We start from the raw sequence: 15,609 nt of genomic DNA, 5'->3' as shown, positions 1-15,609 counted from the left end.
CGATGGCTTTGAAACACGGCCACTTCACCGGGTTAGGCATGGCGATGGCCGAGCTCGCCGTGATGGGCGTGCCGTCGCGGCCGCGCATCTCATCTTCAGGTGCGCGCGATCCTTTCGTTAGTCGTTAGCGCCGGTTGGCCGTACGGGCATTGCGCCGGGGAGACGGAGGTCGTATCTTGGTGCGCCCTTCTGCAAGGCGCGGAACCGTGAGAGCGCTGAAATGGAGCGGCATCGCCGCGGCCACGATCATCGGATTGATCGCGTTAGGCGTCGCCGGCGTCTATGCCGTGAGCAGCGCCCAACTGGGCAAGCGCTACGTGGATCACGTGCCGCCCGTGGCCGTCGGCCACGACTCGGCATCCATTGCGCGCGGGTCGCACTTGATGCACGCTGTCCTTCCGTGTGCGGAGTGCCACGGCGAGGACCTGGGCGGCAAGGTGCTGATCGACCGGCCGTTCATGGCGGTGTTGAGCGCTCCCAACCTCACGCGCGCCGGGCTCGGGTCGCAGCTGAGCGACGCCGACTTCGTGCGTGCCATCCGCTACGGCGTCGCGCCTGACGGCCGGTCGCTGTTGGTCATGCCATCCGCAGTGTTCTACTACCTGAGCGACAGCGATCTCGCGGCCGTCGTCGCCTACGTGAAGAGCGCGCCTGCTGCTTCGCACCCGCTCAAGCCGACCACCGTTGGGCCGCTGGCCCGAGCGTTGCTCGTCGCCGGCAAGCTGCATCCCGAGAGGGCGTCGATGAACCTGGCCGCTGAACGGCCGCAACCCGCGCCCGCGGTGAGCGCCGCATATGGAAAATACCTCGTGAAAATCGCCACCTGCCGGCACTGCCACGGCCCGTCGTTGGCCGGAGGGCCGCCGGCCGATAATCCCAACGCGCCGCCGGCAGCCAATATGACGCCCGAGGGCATCGGTCGTTAGACCGAGGCTGACTTCCGGACTGCGTTAGCCGAAGGTAAGAGGCCCGATGGAAGCCGGTTGAATCCCTTCATGCCTGTCCGCATGTACCGGAATATGACCAACGACGAGATCGCTGCGATCTGGACGTATCTCAAGACGGTCCCGCCGAAACCGTACGGCACCCGATAACCATCGCGCTCGTACTCGTCTTTCGTATTTCCCGGACAGTGAAATTCCTGTCGCGCCAGTGGACTGCGTCCGGGATGGTCGTCGCAGCGCGACAACGCGACCAATGACACAGGCTGGTATGAATCGCGACCTGGGGAAACCGACGCCATCGACCGGCCGGCTCGCAGCCGCGGTAGCGGTACGCAGAGGCCACGCCGTCGTCACACTGCCCGTGTTGTTGATCATGCTCGGCCTGTGGGCGCTGGCGGAGGGTGTCCTGCGGCGTGCCAGCAAACTCGTACGACTCCCGTTGGGCCTGCAAATAGTGGTCGGAGTCGCAGTCGTGATCGGCCCGCCGGCCTTGGCCTGGGTCTGGTGGGCATTCACAGTCCCGCGGTGGCGACATTGGGCGCTCAGCCGCGGCGCTGACCCTCAGCTGTTGCAGGAGCTCGGCGAGGCACAGGGATTGGTGTGGCCCAGAGGCAGTTTCCTGGAACGGACCGAATTCCGCTACACTCCGAAACAGTGACGCGGCTGACGTCTGCCTAACGCGGGCGCGCGCACGTTGGATGAGTCGGCCGGGGCTCGTCCCGGACCCGAGCCGCGCTCACCGCGTTAGGCGCCGGTACGGCGCCGGCACGGGAACATTCCCTCGCGCATTCGCGGTACGTCGACCGGGGACGCTACGGAGCGACCAATCCTGGCAAACGCCGGCGCTGGTGCTGAGACGTACCGACGTGCAACGTTCTCGGGCGCGCCCGCGGGCCAGACCTGCAGGCACTATCGCTGTCCTGGTTGACTACTCTTTTTCACTTCCGTCATGAATCCGCCGACGCCACACACGCGCGCCATCGCTGCCTTCGCTCTGGCCCTCCTCGCATCCGCCTGCGCCTCCCGCGTCCCGCCCGCCGACATGGTCCTCCGCCACGGTATGATCGTGACCATGGACTCGACACATGCGAGCGCCGAAGCGCTGGCGATCACAGCCGGCCGCATCACCGCCGTCGGATCGGACGCCGACGTGCAACGCTATGTCGGTCCCAACACCAAAGTCATCGATCTGGGCGGCCATCTCGCCATCCCGGGCTTCATTGAATCGCACGGCCACTTCACCGGGTTAGGCATGGCGCTGACCGAGCTCGACCTCATGGGCGTGCCGTCGTGGCAGGACATCGCGACCATGGTCGGCAATGCGGCCCGGACGGCCAAGCCGGGCGCCTGGATCCGGGGACACGGCTGGCATCAGGAGAAATGGAACCGGTCGCCGGGGCGGGTCGTGAAAGGCTTCGAGACGAACGACCTCATCAACCAGGCCGCGCCCAACAACCCGGTGATTCTCGAGCACGCGAGCGGGCACGCGCTCATCGCCAACGACGTCGCGCTCCGCCTCGCCGGCATTACGTCATCGACGCCCAACCCGCCGGGCGGCGAGATCATCAAGGACCCGAGCGGCCGCCCAACGGGCATTCTCGTCGATGGCGCCCAGTCGCTCATCCGCGACGCGTTGGACAAGAATCTGTCTGCTCGTTCGCCCGAGGACGCCGAGGCGGAGTTCCGCCGGCAGGTGCACCTGGCCACGCAGAATGCGCTGGCCAATGGGGTGACGAGCTTCCAGGACATGGGCGAGTCGTTCGCGACCATCGATGCCATCAAGAAGATGGTCGACGCGGGTGACATGCCGCTGCGCCTCTACATTCTGGTGGACGGCGAGGAAGTGCGGCCGGATGACGTCGACTCGCTCGTTGCGCACCGGATGATCGACTACGGCAATGGCCACCTCACGGTGCGTGCCATCGGGGAGATCACCGCGGACGGTGCGTTAGGCTCGCGCAGCGCGTGGATGCTCGCACCCTACGATGACGATCCGACCAACACCGGGCTCAACGTCACGTCCATGGCGCGCATCAAGCAGATCGCCGAGATCGGCATCGCGCACGGGTTCCAGATTTCGGTGCACGCCATCGGCGACCGCGCGAACCGCGAAACGCTCGACCTCTACCAGTCGCTGTTCGCCGAGCATCATGTGAAGAGTGACACGCTGCGCTGGCGCATTGAGCACGCCCAGCACCTCAATCCGGCGGACATTCCACGCTTCGGGCGGATGGGCGTGGTCGCGTCGATGCAGGGGATCCATGCCTGCTCGGACGCGCCGTACGTCATCCCTCGGCTCGGCGTCCAGCGGGCGAAAGAGGGTGCCTACGTGTGGCAATCGTTGTGGAAGACGGGCGCGGTCGTGACTAACGGAACGGATGTGCCGGTGGAGGAGATCAGCCCGATCGCGTCGTTCCATTGCAGCGTCACGCGCGATGTGGTGGGCACCGATTCGGCGTTTTTCCCGGAGCAGAAGCTCAGCCGGGAGCAGGCGCTCAAGACCTACACGGTGAACGGCGCGTACGTGGCGTTCCAGGAGCACGAGAAGGGCGCGCTGGCGCCGGGGATGGATGCGGACGTCGTGGTGTTGTCGCGCGACATCATGCGGACGGCGCCGGATTCCATCCTGGGCACGAAGGTGCTGTACACGATCGTGGGCGGGAAGGTGGAGTACACGGGTTCTGGGAAGTGAGCAATGCGCGTCATGTGACGTGTCTTGCGGCGTTGTGCTCTTTCCTGCAATCTAACAATGCTGCAGGAATTCTTCGAGCAGCGACGTCGCGTTTCGACCAGCCGTTAGGCCTGCAACAGGATCCGACTCCGCGGGGGATAGTGTATGCGCAAACGATGGATGGTCGTTCTCGCACTACTTTGCTCGCCGGCCCCGCTGTTCGCCCAGGGGCTGCATCCCGACTCTCTCTTTCCACGCTTGGTGGGGAATTGGGTGCTACGCGGTACCATCGGCCGCCGGCAGACCGTCGATGATGTGAACTTCAAGTGGCTGCTCGGCCGCGAGTACGTTGAGATGCACGAGGTGTCTCGCGAGCGCGCGCCGAATGGTAAACCGGTCTACGAAGCCGTGGTGCTCTTCGGACGCGATCCTGCGACGGGCGCTTACGCCTGTGTGTGGATGGACAACACCGCCGCGGCGGCCTTCCCTCCGGCAGGCACGGGCCGTGGGACTGTGCGCGGAGATTCCATCTCCTTCCTTTTCCTGGACTCCGCGGCGACGAGCTTCCATACGACGTTCCTGTACGACGCGTCGAGGGATTCCTGGCAGTGGCACCTGGACAACGACAGTTCGGGGGTCCGCAAACCATTCGCGCGGGTCACGCTTACCCGGCGATAGGCGCTACCGCAGGGCTGCTCGCTCCACGTCTAACGCAGCGCCTCCCCGAGGGCGCGCGACCAGGCCCACGCGGACGAGATCATCACCGCGTGGCTCGCAACGACGCCGGGTGCGGACGTCACCATTTGGTATGAGGCGCCGTTAACACAACCTAACGAGCCGGGGACGTGAAGCCCTACGAGCCCTCAGGGATTCGCCGACTGACGGCGCACTGCGCGCGCCGATATTGGCGAGGTATGCGAAGACTACCGCGCCCAGGGGCGCATCCCCACGCCGGACGGCACGCATGACAGGTGTCCATCTTCATCTGCTGGTCAATCATGCGCCTGTGTTTGGCGCCTTGTTCGCGCTCGCGCTGCTCGCGGCGTCCTTCTTTTTCGCGCCCGACGTGCTTCGGCGCACCGCGTTCGTCGTCCTCATCGCAGCGGCGGTCGCCGGTGCTGCGGCGTATTTCACCGGAGAGCCGGCGGAGGACGCGATTCGCGGATTCCCCGGCGTTCAACGGGCGTTGATCCACGATCATGAGGAAGTGGCCGAGATCGCGACCGTCGTCACCGCCATCCTCGGTGTTTTTGCGCTCGGCGCGCTCGCCTGGTGGCGACGCAGCGCAATCCCGCGCGGCGTCGCCGTGCTTGCCCTCGTCGCCACGACCGTTGCGAGCGTGCTGATGGGCTATACCGGCCTGCTCGGCGGCCAGATTCGGCACACTGAGGTGCGGGCGGGTGCAACCGCCGCGGACGCAAGTCGCATCGAGCCGCCCCGCGTGCGCACGCCGTAGCGCGCCGGCTCGCGCTCAGCATCGATGAGCGGCGCCGCGTCACGCCCTGGCCGTCGCGGGCGCTCCTTTGTCGATCGTCCACATCGGCTCGTAGTTCGCGATCTTGTCGAAGCGCACGCCCGCCGCCTCGAGGATCGGTCGCTGGGCGAGCATCGCTGCTAGCGTGTCCAATTGCTTGGCCGCGGCGAGATCGGTCCAGATGCTCACGTTGACGAGCGTGTTAGTCACGGGATCGACCGAAGCGTGGTAATACAACAAGCCGCGTAGCTGCTCGAGGGCTGGAACGAGCGGCGTCGCCGACGCGTCGATGAGCTTCTGGACTGCGTCGCACTGCTCGGGCGCAAAGTGCCCCTTGGAGATCCGTACGACGGGTGATCCTTGTGCGGTTGCCATGTGCCTTCAGGGAAAAGTGTGAGTGCCATGTGCGTTCGGTGCGCACGCCGTAGGAAATCTTGCGCACCAGAGCTTCGTTTACACAGGTCTTCACGAAGCGCTGGAGTGGACGCCACGAGGAACGTCGCGAGCTCTTCGAGCACTCGCTCACACCACGTTCCTGGCTCGCGTGACCCGGAAGCGTGACATCCATAAGCACCGGCTGCATATTTGTCCCGCCCCGCTCACCCTGAACCCCCACGACGCGCTCGCCGACCGCTACCCCTGGAGCGCGAGCTCGGTGCGGGGCGATCGCGACAGGAAGCAGTCTTATGTCAGCTCCGAGCGCCATTGGATTCCGAGCAGGCGTGGCGGCAGCAGCGGCGACTGTCGCCTACGACGTCGTTCAGATCCTTCAGGTTATCGGCGTTCTCCACTTCCCGGTGGATGAGATCCTGGTCTTCGGGACGTCGCTCTGCATCACGGTTCCTTTTCTGCTCGAAGTGCTCGCCCTGCATCACTCCCGAACCGCCGATGTCGCGCATGTTGCGGCAACAGCACTGGCCCGGGGTCGTGTATTTCCGCGGAACGTACTCCCACCAGCTGCTACTGCTCGGCTTGCCTGGGCTATCACCGCCCGTGTTCATACTACTCCTCGCGCTGGCGCCTTGCGCCGGCGCTGCGAACCGAAAGACAGGCCGTGGCCTAACGAACGCTGCAGATGGACCCACATGACCTACATCGATCGCTATTGCGATAGCCGATCACGGCGGTCGCACGCCGGCACGCCGTACGTGCAGCCTAACTGTCGGTGCGGCTGCGGCCGCATCTCGATCCACATCCTCCTCAACGCCGTTAGGCGGACAAGGCGACCCGAGTCACGCCGTGAGCGACACGCCCTCCCCTGATGAAATTGCCATCCGGCAACGACGCCTGTAACGGCTCCATGGATGCGCGCAAGCAGCCCGTCGCGATCCGCATCGCCTCGTTCCTCTGCTACGCGTGGGGCATTATCTTGGTGGTGCTCACGGCGACTGCGCTGATGCCGCTGCGCTCGAAACCTCGCGCCCTCACTGCCGCGCTGGCGTTCCTGTCGATCGTAATCCTCGTCGGCGCCGCGTACTGTCTCGCTGGATACGTTCTCCGCCGCCGGGCGACATCCGGTGCGTGGTTCACCGGTATCCTCGTCGCCCTGACGACCGCGCTGCAGCTCGTCCTGCACCTCAACTTCGACGGCGTCAACATGAAGCCGCCCTGGCTCGTCGTGAACGCGCTGCTCATCGTTCTGTTCGTTGCCAACTGGACGCGCGCCGGCGCGGGGCGCCGGGGGGTCGACGCCTAACACGCCGCGAGTGAATCAGCGTCGGTGTCGGTGCACCGAGTCTACATTCAACCAGAGACACGCAACTTCGCCATGCCCACCCGGCTCGATGTCTTTTTCGCGGTGCTGTTCTCGATCGTCATCGTCGCCATCGGCGTCGCCTACTTCGATCAGCGGCTCAAGCGTCAACTGGCCGCCGGCGTGCCCAACGCGCGGCGCAACTGGTATCGCGGCACGATCATCGGAGAATGGGTTCTCGCCGGTACGGCCGTCGCGCTCTGGTCGAGGGAAGGCCGCCCGTGGCGCGCACTCGGTCTCGAGCCACCTACCGACTGGCGCTTGTACGTCGGCCTCGCGCTCGCCACCGCTGTCGCCGCGATGTTGCTGCGGCAAAACGCCAGGATCCGCGCGCTCACGCCTGACCGCCTCCAGCGACTGGTTCCGAAATTCAATGACGTGGAGTTCATCATTCCGCGCTCGCCCGATGAGTATCAGTGGTTCCAGGCGGTGTCATGGACGGCTGGTGGATGTGAAGAGTTGCTCTACCGGGGGTTTCTCACCTGGGTCGTCGCCGCCTACGTCGGTATGGCGCCGGCAGTGGTGATCGTTTCGATCGCGTTTGGTTTGGGACATGCCTACCAGGGACCACGAGGGGTTATGAAGACCGGGCTGGTCGGTCTCGTGCTGGCATGCATCGTCCTCCTCAGCGGCTGGCTGGTCCCGGCGATGATCATCCATGGACTGATCGACAGCGCCAGTGGTGTGGCAGGCTTCGCGGTGCTTGGCAAGAAGGTGGCGGTCTAGCTCCGGAACGAAAATCCTCTCCGTGGACAGTGTTCCTCGCGCCTCCGAAGGTCGGTAGCCATATTGGCGCGTCTTCAACGGACCGCCATGATCGAGCCGAACGACGCACGTGACGAAGCAGTCCGCGCCGCGCCGCTGGATTTCCGCGGGCGCGTCGCGATCGTCACTGGAGCGGCGCGCGGGCTGGGTCGCGCCATCGCGACGCGGTTGTACGAGCGCGGCGCGAGCGTGGCCGTCAACGTTCGCGATGCGTCGCGCGCCGATGCCGTTGTCGCGTCGTTGGGCGCACGCGCGCTCGCCGTGGCGGGCGACATCGCCGCCGCCGGCGCACCGGAGGACATCGTCCGCCGAACCCTGGACCGCTTCGGCCGCATCGACATTCTGGTGAACAACGCTGCGCTGGCGCGCTCGACGCGGTTCCCCGACCTCACCGCCCGGGAGTTTCGCGACGCGCTCGAGGTGAACCTGGTGGCGCCGTTTCTGCTCACCCGAGCGGTGCTGCCGGCGATGCAGGCCCAACGCTACGGACGCATCATCAACATCTCGTCCTCGGCGGGCCGGATGGTGAGCACGTTAGGCGGCGCCCATTACACTGCCTCCAAGGCGGGACTGCTCGGCCTAACGCGCGCGGCGGCGAAGGAGCTGGGGCCGTTCGGCATCACGGTGAACGCGGTGTGTCCGGGCATGATCGATACCGAGCTGACGCGCGAGCACGCGGCGCCCGACGTGCTCGAGCGCCTGGCCGCCGGCTATCCCGTGCGCCGCCTCGGGACCGCGCTGGAAGTCGCGAACCTCGTGTGCTTCGCCGCGTCCGAGGCGGCGGGGTACCTCACCGGGACGTCGCTCGACATCAACGGCGGCGATCTCATGATGTGACCCCGTGACCACCAGATGAAAGAGAGCACCCGCGTCCTCGTCGCCCTCGCGGCCGCCATCATCCTCGGCGCGATCATCGCTGCGTTAGGCAGCGGCACGCTGCTCCGCGCGGCAGACGCCATCGCGCCCATCGGGACGCTCTGGGTGAACGCCATCCGGATGACGGTCATCCCGTTGGTCGTCTCGCTGCTCATCACCGGCATCGCATCGGCGAGCGACGTCAGCGCGATCGGAAGAACCGGCGGCCGCACGATCGTGGTGTTCGTCGTCCTGTTGGGCGCGACCGCGATCGTCATCGTTCCGCTCGCCTCGTTTCTGTTCGCGCTGCTGCCGCTCCCGGCATCGGGTGGCGCCAGGGCGATGCTCCCCGCGGGCGCCGCCGAGGCGGCGAAGCAGCTGTCGGCCGGCGGCCAGGTGACGAGTTTCGGTGCGTGGCTCACGTCGCTGATTCCATCGAATCCCGTCGCCGCCGCGGCCGAGGGCGCGATGGTCCCGCTCATTCTGTTCACGCTCATTCTGGCGATCGCGATCGCACGAAGCCCCGACGCGACGCGGCAGCCGCTCGTCGACGCCGCCCGCGCGTTAGGCGACGTGATGATGCGCATCGTGCGCTGGGTCGTGTTCGTCGCGCCGATCGGCGTGTTCGCGCTGGTGCTGCCGCTCGCGGCACATCTCGGCGGTTCCGTGGCCGGCGCGATCGGCGTCTACATCGCCGCGTACACGCTCGGCAATCTCACGGTGATCCTGCTGCTCTATCCGGTCGTCGCGGCCTTCGGCGGAATTCCCATGGGGCGGTTCGCGCGCGCAGCGCTTCCGGCGCAGCTCATCGCATTCAGCTCGAGCTCGTCCATCGCATCGCTGCCCGTGCTCATGGAGAGCGGCGAACGCGGGCTCGCGCTCTCGGATCGCATCACCGGCTTCGTGCTGCCGCTCGCGGTCTCGATGTTCAAGATCGGCGCGCCGGTGTCGTGGACCATTGGTGCATTGTTCGTCGGATGGTTCTACGGAATTCCATTGCATGCGCGCGAGCTCGCAACCGTCGGCGTTGCGTCCGTGTTTCTGGCGTTCGTGGCGCCGGGCGTGCCGCGCGGCGCGTTCATCATGCTCACGCCGCTGTTCGTCGCGATCGGCCTCCCGCCCGAGGGCATTGGCATCTTGATCGCCGTCGATGCGCTGCCGGATACGATCGCGACCGCACTCAACGTCACGGGCGATCTCGCGGCGGCGGCGTTGGTCGCCCACGCGGAACCGTCTCCCCGTGTGGGTCTTTCGGGTTGACGGCGCCGGCGCCATGATTTGGATCCCTGTCGACGTCTGATCCCCATTCCCCAAACTCAGCTTTTGAAATAATGACCGCTCCCCAACCGCCGAATGGCAACCAGCCCACGCCGTGGACCGCAGGGTCGAAGAGCGGCGCCGTGCAGCACGCCTTCGTGAATGCGCGCATCGCCGACATCAATCGTCACGCGCTGTCCCGGCTGTTCACGCCGACCTTGGATGCGCTCAAGGCGACCGATCCGTCGCTCCGTAAGGCATCGCGGAAGAAGCTGGAGGAGGCGTTCATGCACATGCAGCAGCGGCTGCAGACGGCGCCGCTGACGATCAATTTCGTGGCCACGAAGTGGTTCATGACGCCGAACAACTACGACAGCTACACGCAGATGTACGAGCGCGCCGTGAAGGCGGGTCAGATGAAGCTTCAGGATTCGCCGCTCAACCCGGCGGCAATCCGCGTCGCCGCTGATGATCGCGCGACGTTTCCCAAGACCGCCGTCGACGCCGATTTCGAGGTGACGGGCATGGGCGGCCGCTGGAGGAAATATGATCTCAAGGCAACGGCCGCTCCCGGCGTTGGGCGCGGACTCGCGCCGGGCGGCCGAGGGTTCGGCGACGCCGTCGTGAAGATGGCGCCCGGTGCGCTCAACAAGTCGGCGGCTGGCGAGTACACGGCGACCAACCCGCAATTCGACCCGCGCACGAAGCAGGTGTTCGCGGCGTTGGACTATGGGCGTCGCCCGCACGGCGCGTGTTTCGACTACGGCTACAGCCATCTCGTGCTATCCGACAAGTTCAGGCGCGATGCGATCTACTTTGGCGGCGACACGTTCGGCGTGATGGAAGGAAAGTCGGTGACCGCGGAAGACCAGGTGTCGTACGACGTGTTGGCGGCGGTGTATCTCAAGGCAAATCCTGATCTGCGGCGCGATCTCTTGTCGAGCTGTCTTCGCGACGGAACGCTCGGCGACACGAAGGAGAAGGATCTGTTGCTCGAGGCGCATCTGTTCGAGGCCGTGCGGTTCAGCGGCGGTGCCGTGGCGATGTACGTGTCGGGGAAGGATCCACTGGTGCAGGCGGACAACACCAAGCGCCCGATCACGGGCGCCGAGTGGCAAACGATCCAGACGAACGCGCGCACGTTCGCATCGAAGCACGGGCTGCGGCTGTTCTTCGTCGAGTAGCACGCACAGTGGCTCGCGCCGCACGTAGCCCGCTCGGACTTCTCGAAACCACATCGCCCGGCATGCCAACCTCCCGCCGTTGGGTCGTCTCGGTGCTCGCGGCCGCGCTGTGCGCTGCCGTATCGTCGATCGCCGTTGCCCAACGCGGCGTGCCCGTCACACCAGACCACGGCCAACCGCTTCCGATTCCCGGGCGGTCGATGGTCATCACGCGCTATGGTATCGTCGCGGCGAGCCAGCCGCTGGCGGCGAGCGCCGGCGTGCACATGCTCGAGTTAGGCGGCAACGCGGTCGACGCGGCGATCGCCGCGAACGCCGCCAACGGACTCATGGAGCCGGCGATGAACGGCGTCGGCGGCGATCTGTTCGCCATCGTCTACATCGCGAAGACGGGCAAACTGTACGGACTCAACTCCAGCGGATGGTCGGCGAGCGGCATGACGCCCGAGCTGCTCAAGTCCAAGGGACTCGATCGCATTCCCATTCGGGGAATCTGGAGCGTGACGGTGCCGGGCGCGGTCGCGGGATGGCAAGCACTGCACGACAAGTTCGGGAAGTTGCCGCTGTCGACGTTACTCGCGCCGGCGATACGGTACGCGAGTGAAGGGTTCCCGGTCACGCACGTGATCGCGGAAACGTGGGGCGAGTACTTGAAAGTGTTGGGCGCGACTCCGGACGCCGCGAAGACGTATCTCATCGACGGTCACACGCCGCGCGAGGGTGAGATCTTCAGGAATCCGGACCTTGCGCGAACGCTCACCTTGATCGCGAAGCACGGCCGCGACGGATTCTACAAGGGTGCGACCGCCGACTCCATTCTCTCGACCGAACACGAGCTCGGCGGCACGATGACGGCTGCCGACCTCGCGGACTTCGAGCCGGAATGGGTGACGCCGCTGCACGTCGACTATCGCGGCTGGACGGTGTACGAGCTGCCGCCTAACACTCAGGGCATCGGCGCGTTGATGATGCTGCAGATGATGTCGCACTATCCGATGGGCGCGTACGGATTCCACGCCACGCGAGCGCTGCACGTGACCATGGAAGCCAAACAACTGGCTTACGCCGACGTCCTTCGGTACGTGGGCGATCCGCGTCTCGCCAACGTCCCCGTGGCGCAGATGCTCGACTCGGCGCACGCGGCCGCGCGTGCGGCGACGATCGATTCGACACGCGCGGTGTGCAGCGCCGCGCCGTCGGAGTTTTCGTCGATCACCGACAAGAAGGGCGGCGACACGATTTATCTCACCGTGATCGATGCCGATGGTGACATCGTGTCGTTGATTCAAAGCAACTATGATGAGTTCGGTTCGGGGCTCGTGCCCACGGGCACCGGATTCATTTTGCAGGATCGCGGCGCGCTGTTCACGCTCGACACCGCAATGGCCAACACGCTTGCGCCGCACAAGCGGCCGCTGCACACGCTGATCCCGGGATTCATGCAGAAGGACAGCGTGCGCATCGGGTTCGGCATCATGGGTGGATGGAACCAGGCGCAGGCGCATGCGCAGTTCGTCTCGAACATCGCCGACTACGGCATGAACATCCAGCAAGCGCTCGAGGCGGGGCGGTTCACGAAGCCGGGATTCTCAGGGTGCAACTTCGACATCGAGTCCCGCATTCCCGAGGCGGTGCGCGACTCGCTGTCGGCGATGGGCTACGATCTCACGTTGTACGGTCCGCGCACCGGGCATTTCGGGTGGGGACAGGCCGTGATGGGCACGGACGGCGGCATTCACTACGGTGCGAGCGATCCGCGGCACGATGGCGCGGCGATACCCGAGCAGTTGCCGATCAAGAAGTGACGCGTTGATCGCCGCCCGTCAGCGTGATCGATGCGGTCTTGTCCATACACGTCTGCGAACACCCATCCCGGGCGGTAATCAGCCACGATTTCCTGCGCAACATTCCGCGGAGTATAGAGACGTCCCTCGGTGAATCCGAGACGCCGGAGCGCGGGAGTTAGGAGTCTATCGTTGCAGCCTAACGCGCGTCATACCGCCACTCGCTCCTCGATGACGACGAGATCGTCGAGCACCGAGATCGTACTCGCCGAAGCCGACCCAGGATGGTCGGAAGCGTTTACGGTGGAAACCGAACGAATCCGGCCCGCCTTCGGCGCGCTTCTCATTGCGCTCCACCATATCGGCAGCACAGCCGTTCCGGGCCTTCGTGCCAAGCCGGTCATCGACATGCTCGCGGTGGTCTCGAATGTCCACGCGCTCGACGCTCAGGCTGCCCGGTTCCAGGCGCTCGGCTATGAGGTCATGGGCGAGTTCGGCCTACCCGGTCGTCGATATTTTCGCAGAGATGATCCCCACGGCGTTCGTACTCACCAAGTGCACGCCTACGCACAACAATCGTCAAGCGAAATCGAGCGCCATCTCAATTTTCGGGACTATATCCGCGAGCACCCGGAGACCGCCCGCGCGTACGCCAACTTGAAACAGCGGCTCGCCGCCGACTGCCATGGCGACGTGCGGTGTTACAGCGATGGGAAGGCAGCCTTCATCCGCGAGATAGAGCAACGCGCAGCGCTGTGGAAGGCTACTTCTAGCCGTTAGCACCGGCCGTCATCCGCGGCGCGACACGGTGAAGCTGCATGCCGCCCAAACGCTTCGCGTGGCCTTGTCAATGAATCAAGAAAGCCCGCGCGGCGCTCCTCCACGAGTTGCGCATCGCGCCGGCGCCCGTATAGTTCATTGCACACGTTAGGCGGCTGACAAACATCCTCGCGGGCCATGCCTCGACTGCTTGCCTTACTTCTGCGCCCAGTCTTCTACCTCGGGCTGCGCTTTATCGACTGGGACCCCTGGGAGCGCCTCAGCAGGAACATCGCTCCCACACTGTTCGGATCGGGCTCACGCCACGATTTCCGGTGGTATTTCGAGGGCGAGTCGCATGTCAGGGTCGAGTCCGTGGACACATTGTGCGATTGGCTCGCTGGCTGCGACTATGTACGCGACTCCGATCTCTTTTTCGAGCCCGACTATTGGCAGCATCCCAAGACGTTCGAGCAGCTGCGCAAGGGTGACTGCGAAGATCATGCTCTCTGGGCGTGGCGAAAGCTGACGGAACTTGGACTTCCCGCGGAGTTTTATGTCGGTCGGTGGCGTACTGGGAAGGAGGCTCAGCCTGGATGTCACGCGTGGGTCGTGTTCCAGGATGGCGGCATCCAGTATCTGCTCGAGGCCACCGGATCTTCCCGTGAAACGATAGTACGCCGGCTCGATGACGTGCGCGGCGACTACTTCCCGCACTTTGCTGTCGATGCAGCCTTTACTTCGTCTGCGTTCGGCGGCTACATGCTGTATTTGAAAGAGGAACGCGCGAAGCGAAGCGCTACGCACCCCGCACAAGATGGCCACAGGCATTTTCACCATGGCGACACCAGCCATCGACATCGCGTGAGCTAGCTATGACCGATCTTCTCTGGCACATCGCGCTGTTCTGCCTTCCGGCGCCCGTCGTCGGCATCGCCGCTGTTGCCCTGACGCGGCGGCTTACGTGGCGCCGGGCCCTTTTGGGGGCACTGCTCGCGCAGTGGGTCATCATTCTCGGCGTTGCCGCTCGGGCGCAGATCGGCTTCCGAGCCTGTGCTGGGCACGATGAGCCCTGCCTGCAAAGCCTCGCCGCGCCGGTCAGCGCTCAGGAGTTGACGCACTTGAGGCTCGAGCTCCTCCTCGTGCTCGGCGTCGGTGGCACGCTGAGCACCCTCGCCGTCGGAGCGCTCGCAACGCTGGCGGTGCGACGGCTGTGGCCCCCGAGCATCGACCGCGCGCTCTCCTGAGTGCTCGGCCTAACGGGAGGAGGAACTCGACTGCCTCACGGAACGGGAGCCCGTGAGACGACGCGCAACCTCCAGAGCGCGTGCGTCGAGAGCAGAAAGCCGAACGTCCCGATCACGCCAAGCGCATAGAGGGTCCAGACGAAAAAGAACGCTCCCGCCGACCGGCGGACACCGACCCGCTCCGGTCATGTGGACGACCGGTATCACCACGGCCACGAGCGATCCGAGCAGGAGGATGATCAAGCCCAACCGCCGCTCGCTCCACAGCCAGCGCTCCACACGAGTAAACGACCAGGATGCCGATAGCGATGAGATTCGAGAGGCCTCCACCGGTGAATCCAAGTACAATGTCCTCCGCGATGTGGAACGAGATCAAGAGAATCGAGAGCATCGATGTCACGACGAGAAGGACGTTGGGCTTCATCGCGCACTCTCCGGGAGGTTGGCTTCGAGGCACTGCAGGCGTTCGTACGAATAGGGTGTGGTTCCGGTTTGGGTGTCAACGCCTGCAAGCGCTCCAGGACGCGGTCGAATGCCGACCGGCAGTTCGAGTCGGGCGGAAGCTCGATGACTTCCAGCGCGGCCAGCGTGGATGCGACCACCATTCCGAAGTCCTAACGCACCAATCATTTCCACCTGATCGCGAAGAGGCGTCAATGCGCTGGAACGGTCTATGAGTGGCAATCGGCTGCCCTTCATTATCTTGGCTCTTCGGGATTTCGTGTGGGTGATCTCAGGTGTGGGAAGGCGTACTGAGCTCTGAGGCGCGGAGGCCGTGACCGCGTGGCGAGTCTCCACCCGAAAAGCCACAGGGAGAGATCTACGACAAACGCTCAAAAGGAAAACAAAAAGGATTGCAAATGATGGAGAAGATCGCTGCCACGCGAGGGAAGGTGCGTTGTTCGCGCGCGTGACC

Annotated in this window: 15 protein-coding genes; 13 read left to right on the top strand and 2 right to left on the bottom strand. The window is 65.0% G+C overall.

Features of this window, described 5'->3' with window-relative positions; translation table 11 throughout:
• Positions 1-206 precede the first annotated feature (206 nt).
• The 4 genes from VFW04_02200 (at position 207) to VFW04_02185 (ending at position 5,071) form a co-directional block, all read left to right on the top strand.
• Positions 207-926: a c-type cytochrome gene (locus VFW04_02200; protein HEX5178117.1), complete on the top strand. Its 720-nt coding sequence runs from the start codon at positions 207-209 to the stop codon at positions 924-926.
• 1,090 nt (positions 927-2,016) lie between these two features.
• Positions 2,017-3,636, top strand: a complete 1,620-nt coding sequence (locus VFW04_02195) for an amidohydrolase (GenBank protein HEX5178116.1) — start codon at positions 2,017-2,019, stop codon at positions 3,634-3,636.
• Between the two features lie 159 nt (positions 3,637-3,795).
• Positions 3,796-4,293 (top strand): hypothetical protein, encoded by a 498-nt coding sequence (locus VFW04_02190; GenBank protein HEX5178115.1) that lies wholly within the window; start codon positions 3,796-3,798, stop codon positions 4,291-4,293.
• Between the two features lie 286 nt (positions 4,294-4,579).
• Complete coding sequence (locus tag VFW04_02185; GenBank protein HEX5178114.1) at positions 4,580-5,071, top strand: hypothetical protein; 492 nt, start codon at positions 4,580-4,582, stop codon at positions 5,069-5,071.
• Positions 5,072-5,110: 39 nt separating this feature from the next.
• Here the strand turns inward: VFW04_02185 and VFW04_02180 are convergent, their stop codons facing one another.
• A complete protein-coding gene (locus VFW04_02180; GenBank protein ID HEX5178113.1) occupies positions 5,111-5,464 on the bottom strand; it encodes a hypothetical protein in 354 nt (117 codons plus the stop codon).
• Positions 5,465-5,778: 314 nt separating this feature from the next.
• Positions 5,779-5,988 (bottom strand): hypothetical protein, encoded by a 210-nt coding sequence (locus VFW04_02175; protein HEX5178112.1) that lies wholly within the window; start codon positions 5,986-5,988, stop codon positions 5,779-5,781.
• Positions 5,989-6,350: 362 nt separating this feature from the next.
• Between VFW04_02175 and VFW04_02170 the strand changes: the two genes are divergently transcribed.
• The 9 genes from VFW04_02170 (at position 6,351) to VFW04_02130 (ending at position 14,693) form a co-directional block, all read left to right on the top strand.
• Entirely contained in the window at positions 6,351-6,785 is a 435-nt protein-coding gene (locus VFW04_02170; protein ID HEX5178111.1) for a hypothetical protein, read from the top strand.
• A gap of 72 nt (positions 6,786-6,857) precedes the next feature.
• A complete protein-coding gene (locus tag VFW04_02165) occupies positions 6,858-7,568 on the top strand; it encodes a CPBP family intramembrane glutamic endopeptidase (GenBank protein ID HEX5178110.1) in 711 nt (236 codons plus the stop codon).
• An 87-nt stretch (positions 7,569-7,655) separates the two neighbouring features.
• On the top strand, positions 7,656-8,444 hold the full coding sequence (locus tag VFW04_02160; protein HEX5178109.1) for a 3-oxoacyl-ACP reductase family protein: 789 nt from the start codon (positions 7,656-7,658) through the stop codon (positions 8,442-8,444).
• Positions 8,445-8,459: 15 nt separating this feature from the next.
• A complete protein-coding gene (locus VFW04_02155) occupies positions 8,460-9,722 on the top strand; it encodes a dicarboxylate/amino acid:cation symporter (protein HEX5178108.1) in 1,263 nt (420 codons plus the stop codon).
• 71 nt (positions 9,723-9,793) lie between these two features.
• Positions 9,794-10,903 carry a hypothetical protein gene (locus VFW04_02150; protein ID HEX5178107.1) on the top strand — a complete coding sequence of 370 codons (1,110 nt, stop codon included), beginning with the start codon at positions 9,794-9,796 and terminating at the stop codon, positions 10,901-10,903.
• 62 nt (positions 10,904-10,965) lie between these two features.
• The gene (gene ggt / locus VFW04_02145; GenBank protein ID HEX5178106.1) at positions 10,966-12,708 is read left to right on the top strand and encodes a gamma-glutamyltransferase; all 1,743 of its coding nucleotides are present in this window, start codon (positions 10,966-10,968) and stop codon (positions 12,706-12,708) included.
• A gap of 210 nt (positions 12,709-12,918) precedes the next feature.
• Entirely contained in the window at positions 12,919-13,467 is a 549-nt protein-coding gene (locus VFW04_02140; protein HEX5178105.1) for a GrpB family protein, read from the top strand.
• Between the two features lie 177 nt (positions 13,468-13,644).
• Complete coding sequence (locus VFW04_02135; protein ID HEX5178104.1) at positions 13,645-14,319, top strand: hypothetical protein; 675 nt, start codon at positions 13,645-13,647, stop codon at positions 14,317-14,319.
• 2 nt (positions 14,320-14,321) lie between these two features.
• Positions 14,322-14,693: a hypothetical protein gene (locus VFW04_02130; GenBank protein ID HEX5178103.1), complete on the top strand. Its 372-nt coding sequence runs from the start codon at positions 14,322-14,324 to the stop codon at positions 14,691-14,693.
• Positions 14,694-15,609 lie beyond the last annotated feature (916 nt).

Source organism: Gemmatimonadaceae bacterium (assembly GCA_036273715.1).
Lineage (GTDB): Bacteria > Gemmatimonadota > Gemmatimonadetes > Gemmatimonadales > Gemmatimonadaceae > JADGGM01.
Note: the sequence above shows the minus strand (reverse complement) of the source record. Positions and strands in the feature narration are given on the sequence as shown.